General features: G+C 29.6%; 24 protein-coding genes. All 24 read left to right on the forward strand.

Going from position 1 to position 26,577, the window contains the following annotated elements; all coding sequences use genetic code 11:
• Nucleotides 1–182: 182 nt before the first annotated feature.
• The 24 genes from CLLI_RS04385 to CLLI_RS04500 all read left to right on the forward strand — a co-directional run bounded on the left by CLLI_RS04385 (nucleotide 183) and on the right by CLLI_RS04500 (nucleotide 26,540).
• Nucleotides 183–584 carry a chemotaxis protein CheW gene (locus CLLI_RS04385; protein ID WP_106063016.1) on the forward strand — a complete coding sequence of 134 codons (402 nt, stop codon included), beginning with the start codon at nucleotides 183–185 and terminating at the stop codon, nucleotides 582–584.
• A gap of 19 nt (nucleotides 585–603) precedes the next feature.
• Entirely contained in the window at nucleotides 604–1,599 is a 996-nt protein-coding gene (gene fliM / locus CLLI_RS04390) for a flagellar motor switch protein FliM (protein WP_106063017.1), read from the forward strand.
• A complete protein-coding gene (gene fliY / locus CLLI_RS04395; protein ID WP_106063018.1) occupies nucleotides 1,592–2,848 on the forward strand; it encodes a flagellar motor switch phosphatase FliY in 1,257 nt (418 codons plus the stop codon). The genes fliM and fliY overlap by 8 nt, the downstream gene beginning before the upstream one ends.
• A 187-nt stretch (nucleotides 2,849–3,035) precedes the next feature.
• Nucleotides 3,036–3,314 (forward strand): flagellar biosynthesis anti-sigma factor FlgM, encoded by a 279-nt coding sequence (locus CLLI_RS04400; protein WP_106063019.1) that lies wholly within the window; start codon nucleotides 3,036–3,038, stop codon nucleotides 3,312–3,314.
• Nucleotides 3,315–3,364: 50 nt separating this feature from the next.
• The gene (locus CLLI_RS04405; RefSeq protein ID WP_106063020.1) at nucleotides 3,365–3,775 is read left to right on the forward strand and encodes a flagellar protein FlgN; all 411 of its coding nucleotides are present in this window, start codon (nucleotides 3,365–3,367) and stop codon (nucleotides 3,773–3,775) included.
• A gap of 204 nt (nucleotides 3,776–3,979) precedes the next feature.
• Nucleotides 3,980–5,761 (forward strand): flagellar hook-associated protein FlgK, encoded by a 1,782-nt coding sequence (flgK, locus tag CLLI_RS04410; RefSeq protein WP_106063021.1) that lies wholly within the window; start codon nucleotides 3,980–3,982, stop codon nucleotides 5,759–5,761.
• 136 nt (nucleotides 5,762–5,897) lie between these two features.
• Nucleotides 5,898–7,415 carry a flagellar hook-associated protein FlgL gene (gene flgL, locus CLLI_RS14825; protein ID WP_242975525.1) on the forward strand — a complete coding sequence of 506 codons (1,518 nt, stop codon included), beginning with the start codon at nucleotides 5,898–5,900 and terminating at the stop codon, nucleotides 7,413–7,415.
• A gap of 106 nt (nucleotides 7,416–7,521) precedes the next feature.
• On the forward strand, nucleotides 7,522–7,950 hold the full coding sequence (gene fliW / locus CLLI_RS04420; RefSeq protein ID WP_106063022.1) for a flagellar assembly protein FliW: 429 nt from the start codon (nucleotides 7,522–7,524) through the stop codon (nucleotides 7,948–7,950).
• Nucleotides 7,951–7,952: 2 nt separating this feature from the next.
• Nucleotides 7,953–8,165 (forward strand): carbon storage regulator CsrA, encoded by a 213-nt coding sequence (gene csrA / locus CLLI_RS04425; protein ID WP_106063023.1) that lies wholly within the window; start codon nucleotides 7,953–7,955, stop codon nucleotides 8,163–8,165.
• Between the two features lie 27 nt (nucleotides 8,166–8,192).
• Nucleotides 8,193–8,567 (forward strand): flagellar protein FlaG, encoded by a 375-nt coding sequence (locus tag CLLI_RS04430; RefSeq protein ID WP_106063024.1) that lies wholly within the window; start codon nucleotides 8,193–8,195, stop codon nucleotides 8,565–8,567.
• A 167-nt stretch (nucleotides 8,568–8,734) separates the two neighbouring features.
• Entirely contained in the window at nucleotides 8,735–9,031 is a 297-nt protein-coding gene (locus tag CLLI_RS04435) for a hypothetical protein (protein ID WP_106063025.1), read from the forward strand.
• Nucleotides 9,032–9,042: 11 nt separating this feature from the next.
• Nucleotides 9,043–9,426 (forward strand): flagellar export chaperone FliS, encoded by a 384-nt coding sequence (gene fliS / locus CLLI_RS04440; protein ID WP_106063026.1) that lies wholly within the window; start codon nucleotides 9,043–9,045, stop codon nucleotides 9,424–9,426.
• Nucleotides 9,427–9,603: 177 nt separating this feature from the next.
• Entirely contained in the window at nucleotides 9,604–9,966 is a 363-nt protein-coding gene (locus CLLI_RS04445; protein ID WP_106063027.1) for a four helix bundle protein, read from the forward strand.
• Between the two features lie 177 nt (nucleotides 9,967–10,143).
• The gene (gene fliD / locus CLLI_RS04450) at nucleotides 10,144–11,826 is read left to right on the forward strand and encodes a flagellar filament capping protein FliD (protein ID WP_242975526.1); all 1,683 of its coding nucleotides are present in this window, start codon (nucleotides 10,144–10,146) and stop codon (nucleotides 11,824–11,826) included.
• 45 nt (nucleotides 11,827–11,871) lie between these two features.
• Complete coding sequence (gene fliT / locus CLLI_RS04455) at nucleotides 11,872–12,213, forward strand: flagellar protein FliT (RefSeq protein ID WP_106063028.1); 342 nt, start codon at nucleotides 11,872–11,874, stop codon at nucleotides 12,211–12,213.
• A 432-nt stretch (nucleotides 12,214–12,645) separates the two neighbouring features.
• Entirely contained in the window at nucleotides 12,646–13,467 is an 822-nt protein-coding gene (locus tag CLLI_RS04460) for a flagellin N-terminal helical domain-containing protein (protein ID WP_106063029.1), read from the forward strand.
• 231 nt (nucleotides 13,468–13,698) lie between these two features.
• Entirely contained in the window at nucleotides 13,699–15,933 is a 2,235-nt protein-coding gene (locus CLLI_RS04465; protein WP_106063030.1) for a glycosyltransferase, read from the forward strand.
• 80 nt (nucleotides 15,934–16,013) lie between these two features.
• On the forward strand, nucleotides 16,014–19,109 hold the full coding sequence (locus tag CLLI_RS04470; RefSeq protein WP_106063031.1) for a tetratricopeptide repeat-containing glycosyltransferase family protein: 3,096 nt from the start codon (nucleotides 16,014–16,016) through the stop codon (nucleotides 19,107–19,109).
• Between the two features lie 76 nt (nucleotides 19,110–19,185).
• Nucleotides 19,186–20,238: a glycosyltransferase gene (locus CLLI_RS04475; RefSeq protein WP_207655074.1), complete on the forward strand. Its 1,053-nt coding sequence runs from the start codon at nucleotides 19,186–19,188 to the stop codon at nucleotides 20,236–20,238.
• A 20-nt stretch (nucleotides 20,239–20,258) separates the two neighbouring features.
• Complete coding sequence (locus tag CLLI_RS04480) at nucleotides 20,259–20,771, forward strand: DUF8042 domain-containing protein (protein ID WP_106063033.1); 513 nt, start codon at nucleotides 20,259–20,261, stop codon at nucleotides 20,769–20,771.
• Between the two features lie 98 nt (nucleotides 20,772–20,869).
• The gene (locus tag CLLI_RS04485) at nucleotides 20,870–21,694 is read left to right on the forward strand and encodes a flagellin (protein WP_106063034.1); all 825 of its coding nucleotides are present in this window, start codon (nucleotides 20,870–20,872) and stop codon (nucleotides 21,692–21,694) included.
• Between the two features lie 201 nt (nucleotides 21,695–21,895).
• Complete coding sequence (gene mntA / locus CLLI_RS04490) at nucleotides 21,896–22,306, forward strand: type VII toxin-antitoxin system MntA family adenylyltransferase antitoxin (protein ID WP_106063035.1); 411 nt, start codon at nucleotides 21,896–21,898, stop codon at nucleotides 22,304–22,306.
• Nucleotides 22,307–22,725: 419 nt separating this feature from the next.
• Nucleotides 22,726–24,276 carry a putative bifunctional diguanylate cyclase/phosphodiesterase gene (locus CLLI_RS04495; protein WP_106063036.1) on the forward strand — a complete coding sequence of 517 codons (1,551 nt, stop codon included), beginning with the start codon at nucleotides 22,726–22,728 and terminating at the stop codon, nucleotides 24,274–24,276.
• 167 nt (nucleotides 24,277–24,443) lie between these two features.
• The gene (locus CLLI_RS04500) at nucleotides 24,444–26,540 is read left to right on the forward strand and encodes an efflux RND transporter permease subunit (RefSeq protein ID WP_106063037.1); all 2,097 of its coding nucleotides are present in this window, start codon (nucleotides 24,444–24,446) and stop codon (nucleotides 26,538–26,540) included.
• Nucleotides 26,541–26,577: the final 37 nt, after the last annotated feature.

Raw genomic sequence — 26,577 nt, forward strand, 5'->3', positions numbered from 1 at the left:
GTACAGATTACAGAGTACAGAGTACAGAGTACAGAGTACAGATAAGGAGGTTTTTCTAGGCATAGCCTAGAAAAACTTAAATCATGTAGTTTATGAAATTTTTTTTGCTAAGCAAAAAAATTTCTTCAATAACTGTCCTCTGTCCTCTGTTATCTGTCAACTGATTATTAGGGGGTGAAGCTTTGCAAGTTGTAATATTTAGATTAGGCAATGAACAATTTGCTGTAGAAACTGCCAAGGTTCAAAGCATAAATGATATGATGAAAATAACAAAGGTACCTAATGCACCAGAACATATTAAAGGGCTTATAAATCTTAGAGGAAATATTATATCCCTATTGGATATAAATTTATTATTAGGTGTAAACCATAATGGTAATGAACAAGACAATATTATAATTTTAAATATAGAAGATGAGATGGTAGGAATTACCGTTGATCAGGTAGATGAAGTATTAGAAGTAGATGAAAGCCTTTTAGAAAAACTAGAAGAAGATAGAAAAAGAGCTTATATAAAAGGAGTTATAAACTTTAAAGATAGAGTAGTTACATTGATTGATATAGATAAACTCCTTTCAAATTAGCAAGAAATGAGGGAGAAATATGGCAGATGTTTTATCACAAAGCGAAATAGATTCCCTTTTATCTGCTCTATCATCTGGTGAAATTACCCCAGATGAAATGCCAAAGGAAGAGGAAAATCAAAAGGTAAAGCCATATGATTTTAGAAGTCCACAGAAGTTTTCAAAGGATCATATAAGAACTTTAGAACTTATACATGATAATTATGCAAGAATTATATCAAATTATTTAACCGCCCAGATAAGAGCAAATGTAAAGGTGAAAGTAGAATCTGTTCAGCAGATAACCTATGAAGAATTTATACATTCTATTCCAAATCCTACCATATTAACTATATTCAAGATGGCGCCATTAGATGGTTCCATTCTTTTTGAGACTAATCCTCAGTTTATTTATGAAATAATGGATGTGCTCCTTGGCGGAAGTGGACATGGTAAATTCAAATTAAGGGAATTTACGGATATAGATAAAAATATTACAAAGCATATAACTCAAGGGCTTATATCAAATCTTAAATTGGCCTGGGAGGATATTTTAGAAGTACACCCAGAAATAGAGGGAATGGAAACTAATCCTGCTCTTAATCAAACTCTGGCACCAAATGAGCCTGTAGCATTAATAACTTTTTCTGTAGAGATGGGTAAAAGCAATACCTTTATAAATATATGCATACCTTATCTAAGTATAGAAAAAACATTGGATAAGTTAGTTGTACAATATTGGTTCCAGCAAACTGATGAAGAAGTTTTAGATAAGTCAAGGCATAAATTAAGGGATAGATTAAATGTAGTTGATGCAGAAGTATCTGCAGTAATTGGTTCAACTAATATTACTGTGGAGGAATTTCTAAAGTTATCTATAGGAGATGTATTGGTTTTAGATGAAAAGACTAATAGTGCATCTAAAGTAATGGTAGAAGATGAATTATATTGTTTGGGTAAGCCAGGATTAATAGGGGAAAATATGGGTGTTCAGGTACTAGATATAATAGATAAGGATGTGGAAAATTATGAGTAATGGATTCCTTTCGCAGGAAGAAATAGATTCATTGTTAAACGGAAACAGCGCTGGCAATGATATTGAAATAGATAATGCAAAAGAAGCAGCAGCAGGGGAAAGCCCTGAAAAAGTTGAATTAAGCGATCTTGAGAATGATTTGTTAGGCGAAATAGGAAATATTTCTATGGGTTCTGCCTCTACAGCCCTATCAACTATAATAGGACAGCCAGTAAACATAACAACTCCAGTAGTTACTGTTACTACCTTAAGGGAACTTAAGAATACCTTTGAGGTACCTAATATTGCTCTAGAGGTTAAATACACCAGTGGTATTGTTGGAGAAAATTTGTTAGTTATGAAAATAACAGATGCCGCAGTGATAGCTAGTCTTATGATGGGTGGAGATGGAAAAGTTAATGAAGTAACTACTCTATCAGAAATAGAAGAGAGCGCTGTATCTGAGGCTATGAATCAGATGATAGGTTCTGCGGCTACATCCATGGCTACTATGTTTTCTAGAGAAGTAAATATTTCTCCGCCTGTGTCAAGAATATGGAATGATCTTACTTCTCCTCTATCTGATGAATTAAGTGAGGATGAAACCATAGTTCAGGTTTCCTTCAGCCTTACCATTGGAGAATTGGTAGATAGTAGTATAATGCAGCTTTTGCCTATATATACAGCAAAAAAAATTGTAGACATAATGATGGGAAAAGAAAACAATACTAATAGTGATACAGCTGCAAAAACAGCGCAGCCTAAAGAACAGAAACAGCCTAAAGAACAGAAACAGGTTAATAAAACACCTAAGGGAAATCCGCCACAGGAACATAAACAGCAGGCTAAGGTGGTAAAAGGTTATAATACTGAACATCCACAATCACCCCAGGGCGCTTCTGAGCAAAATTATGGCTCTGAACCAATTGTAGAGAAACCAATAGAGGTTCAGCAGGCAGCATTCCAGCCCTTAAATGCAGAAGCTCAAGGAACGCCTATGCCTAAGAATATTGATCTTATAATGGATGTACCATTGGAAGTATCAGTAGTTTTAGGAAGAACAAAATTAAATATAAGGGAAATATTAAATTTAGGTACAGGTTCTTTAATTGAACTGGATAGATTAGCTGAGGAACCTGTGGAAATCCTTGTAAACGGAAAGAAAGTAGCTTATGGTGAAGTTGTAGTGGTAGATGAAAACTTTGGTGTAAGGATAACTAGTATAGTAAGTAATGAGGAAAAAGTTAAGTCTCTTGGTAGGCAAAAATAACGGCTGTATAGGCCGTTATTTTTTAGTGTACACATATAAACAAATAAAGTTTAATCACGATAATATAAATAGCATATAAATTGGAAATATGTAGGAGAGTTTAATTCCACATATAATATAATTAAAAAACAACAAAAATTTATCTATGTTGTAAAACAGTATGTGTGTAGGATAAGGGGTGTATTAAATGAAAATTTATGGAATAAGTGCAAATAAGATATTGAATTCCTATGGAGATAATAAAAAGCAGATAGAAAGCAAAGAAATTAGGAAAGAAAATAGTAGTGATACTATAGAAATATCTTCAATAGGCAAAAGTCTAAGCTCATATTCTATTGATGAAAATAATGTAAATTTAAAAGAAAGAATAGAGAAGATAAAAGAAGAAGTATCAAAAGGCACTTATAACAGAGATTCAAGGCTGGTAGCGCAAGGCATAATTGATGCTATGAAAAACAGAGGGTAGTATTCAGAGTACAGAGAAAATTGTCAACTGAATTAAGGGTGGTGAATTAGTTGATTGAAGATTTAAATAGAATAATTATTGAAGAAATAAAGGCTCTTGAAGTTTTACTAGGCTGTTTAGATAGGCAGCATGAGTATATAGCCAAAGATGATGTATTTAAAATGGAAGCAGTGGTAGAGGACATTAATAATTGCAATAAAAAAATAGCAAAGTTAGAAATGGAAAGACGAAACATAACCAAAGGAGAATCCATGGAACAAATAGTTAATGCCTCAGATTATAGTGAATTGGATGAAAACTATAGAAAGGCTAGAAAATTAGTAGAAGAGCTTAAAGTTCAGAAAGAAACAAACGAAATACTTATAAAGCAGGGATTGGGATATACCACAAGAATGCTCCAAGTATTAAATCCCGATAGGCAGCCTAAGACATATGGGGCCTATGGGAAGATGAAGAGATAATTACAGAGTACAGAGAACAGAGAACAGAGTACAGAGAAAATTGACAGTTGACAATTGACAATTGACAGTTAAGGATGTTTTCCTAGGATATGCCTAGAAAAACTTAAATTATATAATTTATCGAAATTTTTTACTTCGTAAAAAATTTCTTCCATAACTGTCCACTGTCAATTGTCAACTGAAAAAAGTTTGGAGGGAATGAGTTTGTCAGGTTTATTTGGAACTTTAAATATTGGAAAAAGTGGCCTTTTTACAAGCCAGAGAGCTATAGATGTAACATCTCATAATATTGCCAATGCCAATACAGATGGGTATTCAAGGCAGAGGGCAGAGTTACAAACCACAAGGCCTTTTTGTACACCTTCTATGAATAATGCAGCAGCACCTGGACAAGTAGGTACAGGAGTTCAAGTATCTCAAATACAAAGAATTAGGGATACATTTTTAGATTATCAGGTAAGGGTAGAATTGGGTGTTCAAGGTAATTATTCAGGTAGAGATAAATTTTTAAGTCAAGTAGAAAATGTATTTAACGAACCTAGTGATACGGGACTGTCAACACTTTTGGGAAAGTTTTTTGATTCTTGGCAGCAGCTTTCTAAGCAACCAGAAACATCTAATGGTAAAACCATGGTATCTGAGCAGTCCATGGCTTTAGCAAATGAATTAAATCATATGTATGGACAATTGAATAAAATTAAAGGCAATGCCCAAGATCTTATAAAACAGACAACTATAGATGTAAATAGCCTTTTAAATCAAATAGACCAGTTAAATAAAGAAATAATACAAATAAGTGTATCAGGAAATAATCCAAACGACCTTATGGACAGAAGGGATCTATTATTAGATCAATTAAGTTCAAAATTTGGCATTAGTATAGATAAAAAGAATTTTAAATCCATTGAAATAAACACCAGAGAAGATGCTGGTGCTAACTCACCTATGATTGGTGGCAAACCAGTTAATTTAGTTCAGACGTTAGATCCAGATAGTGTAGCTAGGTTTGCCTATGTTAGCAACATAGAAAAGCGTGAGGATGGAAATTATAATATAGTTTATTATAAAAATGGGGATATGACTGCTAATGAAAATAGAGTAACTGTTGAAGGTGTAGCATTAAACGCTGATGAATATAAAAAATTAGATGAATGTAGAATTCTTTGGACGGATAAAGATGGAGCTTTAATGAAAAAGACTGCTGAAACCATAGGAGATGGAGTTGAAACTATAACAGACGGCAAAACAACAGGCGTTAATTTTGAAGATGTACCACTATTTACTCCATCTACTGGAGAGCTTAAAGGATATATGTCCATACAGCAGGATATTGACACTTACATTGACAAAGTAAATAACCTAGCAAGGGCATTGGCATTTTCAGTAAATACTATACATGGGCAGACAAATGACTCTGCCAAAGATAAATTGTCTTTCTTCGTAAATAAAAATGAAGATGGAGTTGAAGTAGACATAGATGCTTCTAATATAACTGTAAATAAAAAAATAGTGGAAGATCCAATGCTTATAAAAGCCTCAAAATTGGATGTACCGCCTTCTGGTGAATCTGATGGAAAGAGAGCTATGGCTATTGCAGGATTAAGAGATAAACTTATGGGCATTCAAAAAATTAAAAGTGGCACTACAAGGGATAAATATATAAAAGATTTCTGCGGAGGTCTTGTGGAAGATGAATATGGAGTAAAAACCATAAATGGAACTACAGATGGTATGAAAATAGATAACTATTTTAAAGATATGGTAGATGCTCTTGGAATTCAAGAACAGGAAGCAAGAAGAATGGTTAAAAATCAAGCTAAGGTTCTAACAAGTTTTACACAAAGCAGAGACGCAGTATCCGGTGTATCCTTAGATGAGGAAATGGTTAATTTAGTTCAATTTCAACATGCCTATGTGGCCAATTCAAAAATTATAGCCACTGTAGATGAATTGCTGGATGTAGTTATTAATGGATTGAAGAGATAGTTATAAAAAGACAAAGAATAAATTATAAAGAATAAATAATAAATGATGAAAGAATTTTTTACAGGGTAAAAAATTCTCACTTTATTTATTATTTATAATCTATTATTTATTATTTTGAAAAAGTGGGGTGTACTTATTGCGTATTACAAATAGAATGATGTCTAATAACTTTCTAAATGATATGATGATTAATCTTGATAATTTGCAGACTATTAGTGGTCAGCTGACTTCAGGAAAGGAAATTAGAAGACCTTCCGATGATCCATTTAAGGTTGCTAGAGCTATGCAGCTTCACACAGATATTAATACAAATAAACAATACAATGAGAATATAAAGGATACCATAAACTTCTTAGATGAAACTGATACCGCACTAAACCAATTGGGAAATCAATTCCAAAGGGTAAGAGAGCTTTTAGTATCTGCAGGCGGAGTCTATGGAACTGATGAAAGAAAGAAAGTTAAAGATGAGATAAATGAAATAATAGGACAAGTTTCTCAAACATTGAATTCTAACTTTGATGGAAAATATATATTTGGAGGTACCAGGGCTACTACAAAGCCTACTAATACTATAACTGGGCCAGCGACAACAAAAATTGAAAATAAAGCATCTGCTGACGGAAACCCACCAGTAGAGGCTTCAGTCAATGGAAAGTATTCTGGTGCTGAAAACATAGACTATGAAGTTGAGGTTAGTGAAGGTAAGGTTACATTCACAGCTAGCAATGGTAAGATAATAACTGGAGGCGCTACAGAAAAGAGCTGGGATTTAGAAAATGGATTAACATTTAAAGCTGATAAAGATTTGGTAAATGGTACTGGATATAAATTTACAGCAATAGCGGAAGGAAACACCAAGCTAATTTTTAACAGTAGAAAAGGCGAAGAGTTAAGTGATTTACCTCCTATTGAATGTAAGATTCCTACTGATGTAACGAAATGGAATGGGAAAGAAATAACCTTTAATGTAAATGGTAATAATCCAGATGTAGTTGTAGAAATGAAAGATCTAAACACTCCGGAGGATATTATAAATAAAATAAATTCAGATGAAAACTTAAAGGGAAAAGTGTTTGCCGTTGAAGTAAAACATGGTAAAGAAAGTTCTATTCAAATTTATTCACTTGATGAAAACAAAGTTTTTATAAAGGATACAGGTATTGACGAGTTAAAAACTAATAAATTCATGGGTAACTATGAGATGCAAATTATGGGTGAGGATTTAATAACAGAAATATCCCAAGGTGTTACAGTAGACTATAATACTACAGCTGCAGAGATTATAAAGTTTAATGATTCAAAGGGAAATCCAAGAGACTTAAAAGATATTCTAGAAAAAATAGTAAGGGATTTAGATAATCCTAATAGAACAAATGATATCACAAATGAGGATTTAGAAGCCATAGATGCAGTAATGGACAATATATTGAAGCTCCGTTCAAAGGTAGGAGCAAAACAAAATAGGATGGACAGTGCAGAATCAAAGAATTCTTCAGAAAACTTTGATATGACAGATATATTATCAAAAACTGAGGATATAAATATTACAGAAAAAGTTATGCAGTTTGCCGTAGCACAAACAGTATATATAGCAGCTTTGCAAACCAGCGCTAAAATAATTCAGCCTACTTTAATGGACTATTTACGTTAAAGAATAAATTTTAAATAATAAAGAATAAATATAGACGATAATTAAGTTTGATTTAGTTGACAATTGTCCTCTGTCAACTGTCAACTGAATAAGAAGGGTGTTTTTTATGAAGCTAAATACAAAATATCATGGAGCAATAGAGTTTGAAAAAGAGAATATTATCACTTTTAAAAAGGGTTTACCTGGGTTTGAAAACTTGAAGGAGTATATAATTTTTCCTTTAGAGGAAAATAAGATATTTAGTATTATGCAATCTCTAGAGGACACAAGTGTAGGAATACCTGTGTTATCTCCTTTTTCAATATGTAATGATTATGAGTTTTCCATTCCACAGGAGATAACTGAAAGCCTATGTATAAAATCTCAAGAAGATGTATTGGTTTTAAACACTGTTACAATAAACTCAAACTATAAAAGCATTACTACAAATTTAAAAGCTCCTATTATTATAAATATTAAGGACAAAATTGGGGAACAAATAATATTAGATAATGATAAGTATGAAATAAAGCACCCAATTTTTCAGGAGGATTAGTAATGTTAGTTATAGGAAGAAAAAAAGGAGAGTCTTTACTTATAGGTGATAATATAGAGATAACAGTGGTAAAAATAGAAGATGGTTCTGTAAAAATTGCCATATCAGCACCTAAGGATGTAACAATATTAAGAAAAGAACTATATAAGGAAGTAGAAGAGGAAAATAAAAAAGCAGCTGAAGTGGATTTATCAATACTTAAGAAATTAAAATAATATGTTTATCATAAAAGGAGTGTTAACATGGACGTAAAGAATATTTGTCAAGGAGGACATGCAACCTTTCATGTAAATGCAAATTCTTTAAATAATGATTCTATAGAAGCGTTGGATAGCCCAAAGGGTGAAACTCGTGCAATAGAAAACAATAATCTAGAAAGTAAAGGAAAAATAAAAGAGCAGGACGTAAAAAAGGCCGTAGATAAACTTAACAAGCTTTTTGAGGACAAATCTACCCACGCGGAATATGAAGTGTATGGGAAATTTAAAGATATAACTATAAGTATAGTAGACAACAATACCAAAGAGGTAGTAAAAGAAATACCGCCTAAAAAAATAATAGATATGGTAGACAAGCTTTGTGAATTGGCAGGAATGTTTATGGATCAGAAAGCGTGATTTTTAAAGAATAAATAGTAAAGAAGAAATAATAAATAAAGAAAAAGTTTTTGCTTGAGACAAAAACTTTGAAAAATATATATTTACAGAAATTCCGCTAAAGGAATTTTCTCAATTTTTATTATTTATTATTTGTACTTTATTCTTTAAAAAAAAGGGGGTATCTTATGGAGTATAGGCTAAATAAAATTGATACAGAGGTAAGACAGACAATACAGGATGAGACAAAGGAAGGGCTAATTCATAGAAAACTGGGTTTAAAGATAAATAAGAATGTCTATAAGGATAATAAAAATAAAAATTTTTCAGAGCAGTTAAAGAAGTATTCTGAGAATAAGAAAAATACGAGTAAAGTTATTTCTGTAGAAGCGGAAAGAGTACAGCATGCAGAAATAGAAGCCTTTATGGATGAAAATGAAAAGAATATTTTATCCAGTGGAAGATTTCTAGACATTAAAAGGTAGGTGTAAATCATATGTATGCAGGAAATGCTTATAATACTTATAAAAATAATAGTATAAATTATGCCTCCAAGGAGCAGCTTTTGCTTATGCTTTTAGATGGGGCTGTTAAATTTTCTAAAATAGCAAGACAAGCTATTTTAGATAAGGATGTAAAAAAAGCTCATGAAAATATAATTAAAACACAGAATATATTTTATGAACTGATGTCAACTTTAGATGTATCAAAAGGTGGAGATTGGGCACCAAAACTCATGAGTATATATGAATTCATTGCAAATAAACTTATGATGGCGAATATAAAAAAAGATGCAGCCATAATGGATGAAATAATTCCACTTATAGAAGACATAAAAGACACTTGGAATGAAGCATACAAGCTTTCAAAAAGCAGATAAAAAAATAAATAATAAATAAGAAAGAATAAATAATAAATATTGAAAGAATTTTTTACTATATAAAAAATTCTAACCTAATCCACTATATATCATATTAGAAATTTAACTTTTGGAATATAAGTAGAAGGTATAGTCCATAATTACAAGTAAATCACTTGTAATTATGGAGGAAGAGAAATGAATGTTGCATTAGATAAGTCCTATAAGTTTTCTATTAACATTGTAAATTTATATAAGTATTTATGTAGCAATAAAAAAGAGTATGTTATGTCAAAACAGTTACTTAGAGCAGGAACCAGTATAGGAGCGAATATAAGAGAAGGTTTATACGGACAAAGCAGAAAAGATTTTTTAAGTAAAATGAGTATATCTTTAAAAGAAGCGGCTGAAACAGAATACTGGCTTTCATTGTTAAAAGACTGTAATTATTTAGATTCGAAAAAAGCATTACAATTGCTGGGTGAATGTGAAGAACTAATAAAAATATTAGTATCAACAATAAATACCACAAAAGAGAGAATGGATTTGCATAAAGAATAAGCACCAAAAGCAAAGAATAAATAGTAAACAAAAAATAATGAAACAGGAAAGTATTTTTAATTTTGAAAAATGCTAATATAAATATAATTAAAAAAATTCCTGTTAAGGAATTTTCACCTTATTTATTCTTTATTCTTTATAATTTATTATTTTAAAAAAGAAGAGGGAGTGATATAAGTGACGGATTCAATTAGTGGATTAACTGGGGCTGGTGGCGGAAGTATGATGAGAATAACAGGAATGGCTACTGGTCTTGATGTAGATGCTATGGTAAAAAAGATGATGCTGGGAGAACAGGCAAAAATAGATAAGGTAGCACAAGAGAGACAGACAATAGTTTGGAAGCAGGAAGCATATCAGGATATTATAAAGGATATAAAGGATTTACAGGATACTTATTTTGATGTTAATAATGGAAGTAACTATATAAAGTCACCAAATTATTATTCCTCTGCAGATGTAACTGTTAATTCGGCAAATACTACATTTATTAGTGCAACTGCAGGGTCAGGGTCTAAGAGTGGTACTTACAAAATATCCTATAAAAATCCTACTACTGGTATGAAAGATGGGCATTTGGCTACAGCAGCTAGGGTTAGTGGAGCTGTAGATAAGGCTAACACATCAAATCCAAGTCTTACAACAACTATGAGTGACTTAGGTCTAGGATCAGATACTACTCTAGAATTTAGCTATAATGGAAAACCTAATGTAACTATAAATATTAAAACTACAGATAAAATAAGCGATGTTATAAATAGCATAAGTAAAGAAACTTCAGGAGAAGTAAAGGCCAGTTTCAGTGAATTAACAGGTAAATTTACTATGGAAACAGCTAATATAGGAAGTTCGCAGAGTATCAAAATTATAAATGGAGTAGCCAATTTAGGGCTAACAGATACAACAGAAAAAAATGGTGATGATGCCTTAGTATATATAACTCCACCAGGTTCAGCAGAAGCGGTACCTGTAACAAAGCAAGCAAACAATTTTACCATAGACGGGATAAGCTATAATTTGTTAGAGGCAGAGGATTCAACATTTACAGTAACTCAAAACACCCAAAAGCTTTATGACAAAATAGATGGTTTTTTGAAAAAGTATAATGATATAGTGGACAAGATTCAAACTAAACTAACAGAAAAGAAAGATTTGAATTATAAGCCATTAACAGATGCTCAAAAGAAGGATATGAAGGATGATGAAATAAAGGCCTGGGAAGAAAAAGCTAAAAAAGGTGTATTAAGAAATGATAATAACCTTCAAAATTTGTTAAATGATTTAAGAAGTTCATTTATGACTGCAGTAGATGGAGTATCTTTAAGGATAGGTCAGTATGGTGCCGATGCTATTGGCATAGATACAGGTGATCCTAAAGAAGGTGGAAAGATTAATATCTTTAATCAAGAAAAATTTAAAAATGCCATAGCTCAGCATGGAGATGAATTAATGAATTTATTTAACAAAACATTTGTAAAAGATGATGCTTATAATAATATAACTGGTACTTCCGAAGAAGACAAGAAAAGGAAACAACAGCAATATAAATTTCAGCACCAAGGAATTTTCCAAAGAATAGATGATATTTTAGTTAAAAATGTAGGATATGCAAAAACCACATTAAATAGTTCTATATTAATCAAGTATGCAAACAAACAGGAAGATTTTAGTATATTCGGTGCAAGTGGATCTAATACACTACCAGATCAAATTTACAGAAAAGATAATAAAATAAAAGAGTTAAATTCAAAGATGAAGGATAAGGAAAATGCTCTTTATATGCAATTTTCTAGATTAGAAACAGTAATGAATAATTATAACTCTCAGGCTGCTTGGTTAGCACAGCAGTTTGGAGGTTAACCATAATCCATAGTTTCCTGAAAGTATTATAAAGGGAGAAGTCTTATGTTAACTTTAAATAAATATCTAGAAAACTTTAAGGATATTACAGTGGAATTAACAAATAAGCTAAAAGAAGAGGACTATGATGCAGTGGATAGTCTAATGGAACAAAGACAAAACATAATAGATAATATAGATAAACTAAATTACAAAAAACAGGATTTTACAAATATTTGTAAGGAACTAAGCTTATTAGAATATAATGAAGAATTAGAAAAAACCATTAAAGAAAAAAGAGCAGTTATAAAAGAAGAATTGTCAAAACTAGTTATAAATAAAAGTGCCAATAGCAGCTATAATAGAAAGTTTTACAGTAATAGTGTAATCTTTAGCAAGAAAATATAATAATTTTAAAAATATATAAAGTTATATGCCATCCTACCGATAAGTATAGTACAAGTGTACAAACATAAAAAATCAAAAAAACTTAAAAATGGCTATAAAGTAGTGAAAACTGATTACGATAAATAGTCATAGCTTAAAAAAATTTAGTACAATTGTATAATTGTGTATGGCCAACACAGTTCTAAATAGTAGATAATAGATAATAGATAATAGATAATAAATAATAAATAAGGAAAGAATTTTGCCTAAGCAAAATTCTAAGTAAATTAAAGTTACAGAAATTCCATATAGGAATTTTCACCATATTTATTATTTCTACTTTATAATTTATTATTTATACAAACGTTAGTTAGCTTAATTGCTTTCTATAAATAAAAAATAAAATTTAGATTCACAGGGAAGTGAATCAAAGAAATCAAGGAGGAATTTATTATGATAATCAATCACAACATGAACGCTATGAACGCTAATAGAAACATGGGGATAAACATTGGAAATTCAGCAAGATCAATGGAAAAACTTTCTTCAGGTCTTAGAATAAACAGAGCTGGAGACGATGCAGCAGGTCTTTCAATTTCAGAAAAAATGAGAGGACAGATAAGAGGTCTTGATCAGGCTTCAAGGAACTCTCAGGACGGCATATCAATGATACAGACAGCTGAAGGTGCTTTAAATGAAACTCATTCAATTCTTCAGAGAATGAGAGAATTAACAGTACAGGCATCAAATGATACTAATGTAACTGCTGATAGAAATTCTATAAAGGATGAATTAACTGCTTTAACTAGTGAAATTGATAGAATTGCTACACAGACTGAATTCAACACACAAACAATGTTTAGTGCGGGTACTGCAGTAAAGTTCCAGGTTGGAGCAAATTGCGGTCAACAGATATCTCTTACTTTCTCAGCAATGAAAGCTTCAGATTTAGGTGTTGATACTTCAAATGTAGCTACCAAAGTAGCTACTGCAGCTGAAGCAACAGCTGCAATTTCTACAGTAAATGTAGCAATTGAAAAGGTATCAAAAGAGAGATCAAAACTTGGAGCAACTCAAAACAGATTGGAACATACTATATCCAACCTTAACAATGCATCAGAAAACTTACAGTCAGCAGAATCAAGAATAAGAGATGTTGATATGGCTAAGGAAATGATGAACTTCTCAAAGAACAACATATTACAGCAGGCTGCACAGGCTATGCTTGCACAGGCTAACCAACAGCCACAGGGAGTTCTTCAGTTATTAAGATAAGTAGTGAACCAATTTTAGCTAAGACTAAAATTTCGTGAATTGTTTACTCATTCGAAGTAAGGAAAATGAATTTCCTATAATTGTTGAATAAATAAAAGTAACATTAAGGAGTCAGAGTGAAAACTCTGACTCCTTTTATAAAGCTAATAGTACGGAGAATCTAAAATTTTAGTTTAAAACATATAGGATTTTGAGTAGTATTAGTTTAGAAGAAAGAGGAGATGAATTTATATGTTGTTAAGCATAGCAATGATTGTTAAAAATGAAGAAAAGAATATAGAAAAATGCTTAAAGGCATTGGAACCTTTGAAAGATAAAATAAATTATGAAGTAATTGTAGTGGATACAGGGAGTACAGATAATACTATTAATATAGCAAGAAAATATACTGAAAAAATATATGAACACCAGTGGACTGATGATTTTGCAGAAATGAGGAATTTAAGCATAAAGCATTGCAATGGTGACTGGATTCTAGTAATAGATGCAGATGAAATATTAGAAAATCCAAGTGAATTAATTGAATTTTTTAAAGAAAAACATAAAGCCTATAATAGTGCAATAATCAGGCTTAACAACTATACATCTAAAGATATGTATGTTATAGGTGGATTAGTCAGATTGTTCAAAAATGATGATGATTTTTTCTATGTAGGGAGAGTCCATGAACAGCCTATGTTTAAAAATCCAACCTGTATGACTAATATAACATTTAATCATTACGGATACATCAGAAATGATTATGAATTAATGAAATACAAATATGATAGAAATATCAAGTTATTATTAAAGGATCTGGATGAAGGAAAAGATACAGTATATACCTTGTTTCAATTATCCCAAACTTATTCAATGGGGAATAAAAAGAATGAAGCTTTGAAGTCAATAGAAAAAGCTTATAATATGGTGAGGAACAATAAAGATACAATAAATGAAACAAAATACTTATACATATATCGACAATTAGCCATAGAATTATTTTATATGGGGAACTATGAAAGAACTATAGAAGTATGTAAACAAGCTTTATTAATAAGTAAAAGTTTTATAGATTTTTATTATATGTTAGCTGAAAGCAATAAATTTCTAAAAAATTATTCTAAGGCTGAAAAGTATTTCAATGAATATTTTAAATTATATGAAAAAAATAAGCAAGGGTATGTAGATTATATTACAGTAACTGATTTTTCAACTTCCATGTATAGTGACATGGTAAAAGACAGAATTATTAGTTTATATGAGTTGAAGAATTATAGGAAAGTCATTGAATTATGCAAAGGTTTAAATGAAAAAGAAAAGTATCAATTAAATCAAATTATCTTATATTCATTCATAAGAGAAAAGAAGTATAAAAAAATAACTGATTTTTATAAAGACAAAGAAATAAAAGATGATGATATTGAAACTATTGGCTCTGTAGTACAAAGAATAATGGCGGATAGTTTAAATGATGATTTTAGTGATATATTCAATAGCTTTAAGGGTTTGAACAAAACATTGAATTATTATTTAAAGTATATTATTTTTGATGATGAAGAAGATATTCAAAAGATAGATGTGAACTATAAGAATTATTATTTATGGAAAGCAGAAATATTAAAACTAAAGATTAAAGAGGACATCTCTGTATTAGAAGGAATAAAAAAACTTGATAACATAGATAAAGAAAAGTATTTGGATTATGTGTGTAACGATTATGACTGCATAAAAATCCTAAATGATTATGACAAGGATAATTTTCCATGCTTAGATGTGGAGGATTTATGCTTCTTCAACATAATAGAAAAAAAATTAATGTTTCTACCATCCATCCAAGGAGAAAAATTAGAAAATTTAATGTATCGAGCATTTATAAATAATATTAACTTCATGCAGCAAATTTATAACTTTGATATTATAAATGAAGAAAATAGTAAATTCATATTGAGCAGGTATGAGTATTTTTGGTACAAAATATATAACATTATAAACAAATATTCTAAGGATAAACTGTGTTATATAAAGAATTTAAAAAATCTTGTGCAAGATATGCCTGAGTTTAAAAAGGTTTTAGAAAGCTTAAGCGATAAAATTAACGACAATCCCATTACAGATGAAATGAAGAAAGAAAAACAAAATGTTTTAGAAAGCGTTGAAGAACTTATTAAAAATAATATGTTAGATGAAGCTGAAAATATATTAAGGGAACTGGATGATTTATTTATATATGATGTGGATATAAAAAATTATCTGGGGGTAGTATTGTATTCAAAGGGGCAATTTGATAATGCATTAGTTAATTTATCATTATCAAATACGCTAAAACAAAATAATTTTGATACGATATATAATTTAGCATGTGTTCTAGAAGCTAAACAGAGTTTTGACAAAGCAAAATATTACTATGGTAAAGCTTATGAGCTATGTGAAGATAAGGAACTTAAATTGCAAATCAAAGACATAATAATTTTACTAGACAAGAAATAGGCATTAACTGAAATGTTTAAAAGAATAGCTGCAAATGCTGTAGATTGATTGTTTAGATTTTAATTAAGGTGGTAACTTTTATGAATAATGAAATGGAAAATTATAAACAGGAATTTAAAAAAAACTTACAATATTTAATAGAAGAAGGACAATTAGAAGAAGCAAAGGAAATGATACAGCAATATGAAGCAATAGTGAAAGATGATGTGGAAATAGCTTCTATGAAGGCGGTAATTTTAATAATGGAACATGAATTTAAAGAAGCTATGAAATTATTAATAAAATCTTTAAATAATTACGGGGAAAATTTTGATTTATTATTTAATTTAGCATATTTATATGAACTAAATAGTAATTATGAAAAAGCATATTATTATTATTCTAAAGCAAATGAAAAGTGTACTGATAATGAAATGAAAGAGAATATAAAAGGTATTTTAGATAATTTGAAGACCAATCATAATGTTAATAATCATAAGAAAAGAAAGAGTGTTCTTATGATAGCCCAAATATTCCCGCCAATGGGCGGCTCTGGAGTTCAAAGAACATTAAAATTTGTAAAATATCTAAGGAAATTTGGTTGGGAGCCAGTTGTAGTTACTGTTGGGAATACTGCTTTCAATTATTTAAAAGATCCTACATTAGAAAAAGAAATCCCTGAAAATTTAGAAATAGTTAGATTTGATGAAAAACTAAATTTTACTGGAAATGAAGCAACTAATTTACTTAATAAGTATGAAAAACTAATCAATAATGATGAAATAATATGTGAATATAAAAATATAATAAATAATTTAAGTAAAGAAAATAATGGTGAAGAATTATTAAAAGCATTTTTGATACCAGATTACTCTAGCTTTTGGGCAATGGATGTACTGGATAAAATTGATGAATACATAGATTTTAACTCCATAGACATTTTATATTCTACTTCAGGACCTTATTCAGACCATATTATAGGATATTTTTTAAAAGATAGATTTAATAAACCATGGGTATGTGACTTTAGGGATGAGTGGACAAATAACCCTTATGTCAATTTCGATAAGAGTGGCATAGTCTATAACATTATGAGAAATATGGAAATAAATATATTGAATAGATGTAACATGATTATTACTACAACTCCTTTAGCAAAAGAAAATTATATAAATGATTTGAATATTCCTGAAAGCAAGGTTATTGTTATAACCAATGGATATGATGAAGAGGATTTTAAAAATATTCCAATTGATGCGGGGAAAAGAGATAAATTTAGAATTATGCATAATGGTTTACTATATATGATAAGAACCCCTGAAACATTTTTTCAGGCTATTAGAATGCTATTGGATAATAAAAGAATAGATAAAGATAAAATTGAAGTTATATTCTCTTATACAGAAAATAAAGATAAATGGTTAAAATATTTAAGAGAAAATAATATGGAATCCATTGTTAAATTTAATGACTATATGAGTCATAATGAAAGCATAAAATTATCAATGAATTCAGATATGTTATTGTTAATTGTTGGATCAGGTGAAAAAAACAAAGGAGTGTATACTGGAAAAGTATTTGAGTATTTAAGAATGGGTAAACCTATACTTGCATTATCTCCTAAGCAAAGCGTTGTGGAAAAGTTGTTGAATGAAACAAATTGTGGTATGAATTTTGAATTTGAAGATGTTAATGGCATAAGCAATTATATTTATAAAGAGTATAAAGACTGGCAAAATAGTATTAAAAATAAATGTAACTCAAGCAAACTTATAACAAAATATGAAAGAAAAAATTTGACTAGAAAATTAGCTAATATCTTCGATGAAATATATGAATTAGATGTCAAATTGAAAAATGCAGAGCATTTATTATATGATGATTGCAATCTTATTGATAATAATCTGGAATATAAAATTAAAAATGCATTAATAAATAATGATAATGATTACAGATTACTTAGATTATTGGGATACTTTTATTATAGAAAGCAAAAATACTATGAGGCATATAAATTTAATAACATGGCATTAATCAATACTGGCAATAATTTAATAAAAAATGAAATAGAAAAATTGAATTTGAAGATATTGTCAGAAAACAATATTGCCGAATTGGAAAGAAGAAAAAAGTTAGAATTAATATTAGTTGGAGAAACAATAGATAAAGACATATTAAGTTTGATTCAAAGTGTCGGTAATATAAATAATATTGTAAATACTTCGCATTTCGATGTTAAAGAAATCAGAGAAGTAATATTAAGAAACACAAATTTTGATTATATAGTAATTATGGAGAAAGATGATGATAAATTCAAATCAATAATTAGCGAATTAATGCTGCTTAATATTGATGAAAGTAAGATCTTTGATTTTTATTCCTATAACTACCCTTATTATATAGAGGGATTTGAATATAAGTTGAATAGTTTTCTGAAAAAAAGTAGAATAGATATGCTAGTTACTGGTTTATCCTATGGTGAAATAGGTTTGGATTGCAATAAAATTAACATTCCAAGTTTTAATTTTGCACTCTCGGGACAAGACATCTTTTTTGATTACCAGTTATTTAAGTTTTTGTTGAAATTTTCAAATTTAAAGAATAATATTAAATATGTTTTGATCAGCATGGGATACTATGCCTTCGATTATGATTTGTCAAAGGCAGAACAATGCACAAGGATTCATAGGTATTATGCTGATTTAGGAGAAACTCATAACTATAACAACATATTGCATTTAAGATTATGCAATGCTCTTTATAAAATGCATGATTATGAAAATGATTATAAAATGTATCATAACTATAAGCTTAATACTAAGTTAAATCTCAAAAATAGGAAGCAAGAAGATAAAATTGCTATAAGACAAGCTACTATGAACTATCCTGAAACTAGAAAGGAAAATAAACTAATATTCAAAATATATTTAGATCTGTTGACTGAAAATAATATTGTCCCTATAATAACAGTTTTACCTGTAAGTAAATACTATAGAAAATTCTATGAGGATAACTATCAAAAAGATAAGTTTTATAAAATAATGAATGAATTCAAGATAAACTATAAATTTGAAATATTTGATTACTTTCATAATGACATGTTTGAAGATGAAGATTTCTTTGATTATTCACATCTAAATAAGTATGGTGCAGAAAGGTTTACCAATATGTTAATGGAGAGATTAGGAATATCGTAATATATTTAAGTTAGATGCTATAATTGAATTATTGTAAAATAACCTAAGACAAATGAAATTAAAGGGGATTAAAGCATTGTTGACATTATGCATGATAGTTAAAAATGAAGAACAAACATTGAAAAACTGCCTGTCCAGAGCAGCTGATTTAGCAAAGGAGCTAGTTATAGTAGATACAGGTTCTACTGACAAAACAAAATCTATTGCATTAGAATTTACAGACAAAGTTTATGATTTTAAGTGGTGTAACGATTTTGCAAAGGCAAGAAACTTTTCCATATCAAAGGCATCTAATGATTGGGTGATAGTGTTGGATGCAGATGAATTTATAGAGGATTTTGATAGAAAAGGCATTTTAAAATTCATAAGCAATGAAAACAATTGCAAAAAAGTCGGTAGAATTAAAAGAAAAAGCTTAATGGAAGATTCTTTTGGAGTAAAAAAATACTTTGAGAGAGTAAACAGGGTATTCAACAAAAAATATTTTCATTATAAAGGAATAATTCATGAGCAGATTTCAAGTATGGATGGCGAAGCTTATGAAACGGAAAATTTGGCTATTAGCGTAGATCACATAGGATATACCAAGGAAGTTGTGAATAGAACAAACAAGTTAAAAAGAAATATTGATTTGCTGAATGAGGCTATGAAGGATGCACCTGATGATCCATATCTGCAGTACCAGTTGGGAAAATCTTATTATATGTTGAAAAACTATAATAAGGCTTCAACTTGTTTTGAAATGGCCTTAAAACATGATGTGGACTACAGGCTGGAATATGTATCCGACCTGGTAGAAACCTATGGATATTCACTTATTGACAGCGGCAGGTATTCTGATGCATTAAAATTAGAAAAGTTTGCAAAGTATTATGCCAATGCTGATTTCTGCTTTTTAATGGCACTGATATATATGAACAATGCAAAATTTACATTAGCTGTTGAAAACTATATGAAATGCACTAGGTTTGAAGAAAGCAAGGTTGAAGGAGTTACATCCTATTTGTCATACTACAATATAGGGGTTATATATGACGTGCTTGGTTTTAAGGAAAAGGCATTGGAATATTACAATATGTGTGGAAACTATGAGCCAGCTATTGCAAGACGTAAAGCACAGCTAAACTGATTGATTGTCAGGAGCATATCATGAAAAAACTACAAACTAAACAAAAAATATTATTATTCTTAAGTCTTATATTCCTTATAAGTTCAGTTTCCATAAGTGCTTATAAAACTGTAACTAATTTTAAAGACATATCTTTTAATAAGAATATTGATGACAATGTTAAAGTGAAAAAGATTAATGACTTAGAAAATGAAAAAGAAATTAAAAATAGAATATTAGCACTTGTAGAGACTTTAGGTGAAGCTGTAGATTATATGAAGAACAATCTGAATGAAGAAAAATTAACTGAAGCTATTTCAATGACAGAGGATTGTATAAAGGCATTAGATAGTATAGAAAATGGGTTAAACAAATTAAGCAGCAAGGACAAAATAAATAGTTTAAATAAACAAACCCAGATTTTAAAGGCTTATTTTTATGATTTTAAGTCTAATTTGGGAAAAGGGGATTTAGAGAAAAGTTTGGATATAATTTCTTCTATACAAAAGGAATACATACATTGGAAGAAGCAAATTAAAGGGTTTTTGATTTAACAAAAACCCTTTTTAAATTCCAGATTAAGTTTTAATAAGTTTTATACGATAAATAGAAGGCAAGGAAGCCTAGGAAAAGATAACAGGGAGGTGAAAAGATGTTTATTAGTAGTAATGGATTTCTTTTGAATTCCTTTGAAAAGTTGACAAGCAATAGAACATCTAAAAACCAATTTACAGAAAAATTGTCCTCAGGTAAAAGAATAAATAGAGCAGCAGATGATGCAGGTGGATTATCCATAAGTGAAAGTTTAAAGGCTCAAATAAGAGGATTGAGTATGGCAGGAAAAAACACACAGGATGGCATTTCTATGCTTCAAGTAGCAGATGGTGCCATGGATGAAATAACTAAAACTCTTCATAGGATGAAAGAACTATCAGTACAAGCGTCTAATGATATTTTAACGGAGGGTGATAGACGAGCTATAGGAGAAGAGTTTAATCAGTTAAAAGAAAATATAGAAAATATATCGCAAAATACAGAGTTTAATGGAATAAAGATCTTAAATGAGGATAAAACACTAGTTATTCAAACAAGAGATAACCCTTATGCTAGTTATAATGTAAAGCTAAATAATAATTCTTTACAAGCTTTAGGCATAGATAGCACAAGTATAAATACTGCAGCTAATTCTAATGAAGCTAATGGAAAGATTAAAGATGCCTTAGATACAGTTATAAAAAATAGAGTGAAAATTGGCACCCATTTAAATAACCTTCAACATGCCTTTAATAATGCAAGTAATTCTGGTAGTAATTTAACTTCTTCTTTATCTCAAATTGAAGATGTAGATATGGCAGCAACTCTTATGAAATCAGTTAAAGATGACCTACTTATAAATTATAATAAATCCATGTTAGTATCATCAAAACAAAGTAACGAAGGAGTAAATACTGTAATAAATAAATGGTTGTTAGGTTAACTGCGGTTTGGGGAAAAGTGGAGGTTAGACAATCAATAGAAAAGTTATTAATGCATTTAGGTTATTTTAAGTATTTAAATACATTTTGGAGCTTTTGAAAATTCAGTGTAAAAACTTAAGCAATTTGGTATAATTAAAGTATGCAATATTGTAAAGTGCTTTTAAATATTTAATAATAAAATTTAAGGGTTGTGATAATTTATGTATTTAAATGAGGATACAATTAATAAAATAATAGACTATTCCTTAAAAATAATAAAACCATATTTAATTTATATATTTGGCTCTGCTGTCAATGGAAATTTCAATGGAAATAGTGATATAGATATAGCTTTTTTAAGTGATAAAGAATTTAGTGATTATGAAGTTTTTATTATGGCACAGGAGTTAGCTGATATTGTAAAAAGGGATGTGGACTTGATAAATCTAAAAAAGGCTTCTACAGTTTTCAAAGCTCAAGTAGTAGGAACAGGAGAAAAGGTTTACTGTACAGATGAAACTAGACGAATGTATTTTGAAATGCGATCTTTTAAGGAGTATGCTCTTTTAAATGAAGAAAGGGAAACAATAATGGAAAACATTAAGAAGAGGGGTTCTGTATATGGGAAATGATGTAATATACAGTAAATTTAGATATAATACAAGAGATTATTGAGAAACATTTATCAGATTTTAGTGCTTTTATAGAGGTGATATTGGGAAGATTGTAAAAAATGATAGTGAAAACCACCCTGATTCCAGGGTGGTTTTTTATATAGAAGAGCAGGTGTAAACATCTATTGATTTAAAATGCTAATTTGATATACTAGTAAAGTTGAATTTAGTATTTAAAGAAATGTCCTCTTATTATTAAGTAAAGATTTATATACGCCTCACCTTTTTATTACATATTATTTAATTTTATTAAATAAATATATAATATGCTAATGAAATAGGATGTATTATTATAAATATTGTAAAACATTTTGTAACATATTGTTAAAAGTTCGGATAGAATATATAATTATAATAAGAAGCAGAGGTGAGAAATTATGAATATAAAAAATACTAAAGGAAAGCTAAACAAATACATATTAGTTCAAATAGCATTGGTAACTTTGTTATTAATATTATTTCAAAGTACTTTTTACAAATATAAAATGAATATGCTGATGTATAATTCCACTCTAATTATAATTCTATGTGTTATATTTTACTTAGAAGTAAAAATACAAAGTAAGGATAAAAGGATTGATGAGCTTATAAAGTCGGAAGATGAGCTAAGAGAAGAGATATTTCTAGCCTCCTGCGATGAGTTAACTAATCTCCCTAATAAAGAGATGTTCATAAAAAGCTTGCAGAAAACTATAGATAAAATTATAAAAACCAATAGCAATGAAAAAATTGCAGTAATGTTTTTGGATTTAGATAATTTTAAGAAGATAAATGATACTTTAGGACACAATTATGGGGATGAATTATTAAAGATAGTTGCGGAAATTCTTAAATTTTATGTGGGAGAGGGTAACTATATTTCCAGAATTGGAGGAGATGAATTTTTAATATTCATATGTTGTGATAAGGATTGCAATAATGTAGTCAATTTATGTGAAAATATAAAGGGTATGTTCATTGAACCTTTAAAAATAGGAAATAAATATGCTTGTACTTCGGTAAGCATTGGAATAAGTATATTTCCCCAGGATAGTACTGATGTAAATATTCTTATTAAAAATGCAGATATTGCTATGTATAAAGGAAAGAATTCTGGCAAAAATAGTTATTGTTTTTTCACCAATAATATGAGACAGGAAATGGAAAGAAAGAGTGAAATTGAAAAATATTTAAGAAATGCATTAGAAAATAATGAATTACAGGTGTACTATCAACCTCAAATTCATGTAAGCGGGAAAAAATTAGCGGGTTTTGAGGCACTATTAAGATGGAATAGTAAAGAACTAGGGTGGATTTCTCCAGTGGAGTTTATACCAATAGCTGAAGAAACATCACTTATAATTCCTATAGGAGAGTGGCTTATTAAGACTGTATGCAATCAGTATGTGGAATGGATGAAAAAAGGATATGCTCCCTTTACTATTGCAATTAATTTATCCGCTGTACAAATACAGAATAAAGATTTTGGTGAAAAAATAAGAAGGATTATTAAAGAAACTAATATAGATCCTAAATATATAGAATTTGAAATTGCAGAAACAATGCTTATGGAATCCTTAGAGTGCAGCATTAAGCTATTAAAAGAATTTAAAGAATTAGGTGTAAAGGTTGCTATAGACAATTTTGGTATAGGATATTCTTCATTTAAACATTTAAAAGGTTTGCCTATAAATACCATAAAGATTGATAAGTCTTTTATTGATGATATAGATTTAAATTCTAGTGATAGGGATATTACACATGGAATAATTAAATTAGCTCACAAAATAAATATGGAAGTAATAGCTGAAGGAGTGGGAAAAGAAGGGCAAGTATCTTTGTTAGAGCATATGGAATGTGATAAAATTCAAGGCTATTATTTTAGCAGACCACTTAGTCTGGAATCAGCAGAAAGTATGTTAGAAAGTGCGGATCACTTTTTTAAATAATAAAGAAAGATATGGTTAATAAGCCATGTCTTTTTTTTTATATAAAATTAAATCTTTGTTAACACAATAGACATACTTTAATATTGACTAATAGTCATATTGGTATATAATAAAAAGGTACCAATTGACTATTAGTCATAAATTTGGGGCAACAAGGAGGGAATACAATGAAAAAATTTGGTAAATTAATAGCGGAAAAAAGAGTTTTAGTATTAATTATTTCAGTGCTATTACTGATACCATCCTTTTGGGGAATGGCGAAAACCAAGGTAAACTATGATATGCTAGAGTACTTACCGAAGAATTTGGATTCTATGAAGGGACAAGAGATACTGGATAAAAAGTTTTCAAATGCAGCAAATTCTATGCTGATAATTGAAAATATGGAAAGCAAAGATGTTTTAAAGTTAAAAGATAATATATCAGAGATAAGTGGAGTGGAAAAAGTAATTTGGATAAGTGATATGCTGGATACTAGTATACCAAAAGAAATACTGCCAGAGGAAATAAAGGATAGTTTTTATAGTAAAAATTCTACTATGCTTATAATACGATATACTGATTCTGCATCTTCAGAAAAAACACAAAAGGCTATAGGAGAGATAAGGAATATTACAGATAAGCAGTGTTTCCTAAGCGGAGCATCTGCCATAGTTAAGGATACAAAGGATTTATCAGATAAAGAAACGCCTTTTTATATTTTGATAGCAGTAATACTTTCAATAATAGTACTTGCTCTTACTATGGAATCTACTATAATACCATTTATATTTTTAATTAGTATGGGTTTTGCAATAATGTATAACATGGGGACTAATATATTTTTAGGGCAGGTTTCTTATGTAACCAAGTCAATTGCAGCAGTATTGCAATTGGGAGTTACTATGGATTATTCTATATTCTTACTTCATAGATATGAGGAAGAAAAATTGAAGTTTAATGATAGAAATGAGGCCATGGGGGAGGCTATTGCAAATACTATAACTTCTATTTCAGGAAGCTCTCTTACCACTATAGCAGGATTTTTAGCATTATGCTCTATGCAGTTAAGCCTAGGTAAAGATATAGGAATTGTCATGGCTAAAGGAGTTTTACTAGGAGTTATATCAACAGTAACAATACTACCTGCTTTGATTTTAATGTTTGATAAATATATATACAAGTTTAAACATAAAACTGTACTGCCTGATTTTAGCAAGACGGCATCATTGGTATCAAAAAAGTACAAGGTATTTATTGCTATATTTTTATTAGCATTTATACCTGCAATATTTGGTAATAATCATTTGAAAGTTTATTATAACTTAGATAAATCTTTACCGGAGAATTTGCCTTCTATTATTGCTACAAATAAGTTAAAAGAAGACTATAACATGACCACCACACATTTTGCTTTAGTTAATGATGATGTGCCGCCTTATAAGAGAACTGAGATGATTAAGAAAATTGAGGAAGTTGATGGAGTAGATAAAGTTTTAGGATATGATAAATTTGTTGGAGCAGCAATACCTGAATCTTTTGTACCAAATGACATTAAAGATTTGTTTAAAAAAGGTGGATATAATCTGATACTAGTAAATTCAAAATATAAATCAGCTACAAATGAAGAAAATAATCAGATAGATGAAATAGAATCCATTGTGAAAAGTTATGATAAAAATGCAATGTTAACTGGTGAAGGAGTTCTAACAAAGGATTTAGTTCAATTAGCGGATAAGGATTTTAAAAGCTCCAATGCTATATCTATATTAGCTATATTTGCCATAATCTTTGCAGTATTTCAGTCAATATCAATTCCAATTTTATTAGTAGCATCTATTGAACTGGCAATACTTATAAATATGAGCGTTTCCTTCTATATGGGAACTACAGTGCCTTTTATTGCTTCTATAGTAATAGGCTGTATTCAGCTAGGGGCTACTGTTGATTACGCAATACTATTAACATCAAGATTTAAAGAGGAATTGCAAAATGGCTTAAATAAGTTTGATGCTATGGAAAAAGCAGTTAAGGAGTCAGGAAAATCTATTGCTACCAGTGCACTAACATTCTTTGGTGCTACTTTTGGAGTTGGCATGATATCAAACTTGTCCATAATAAAAACCTTATGTACTATGATGGCAAGAGGAGCACTTATAAGTATGGTAGTAATAATCTTTATACTTCCTTCTATATTGTTAGTTTGCGAAAAACTTATTGCTGTTACTAGCAGAAACTGGAGAAAAGATTCTGGATTTAAAATAGATAAAAAAACTGCTGTTTAAGAGATAACATAATAAATTTAAAAAAGGAGAGAGAACT

It is taken from the genome of Clostridium liquoris, assembly GCF_002995785.1.
Taxonomy (GTDB): Bacteria; Bacillota; Clostridia; order Clostridiales; family Clostridiaceae; genus Clostridium_AO; species Clostridium_AO liquoris.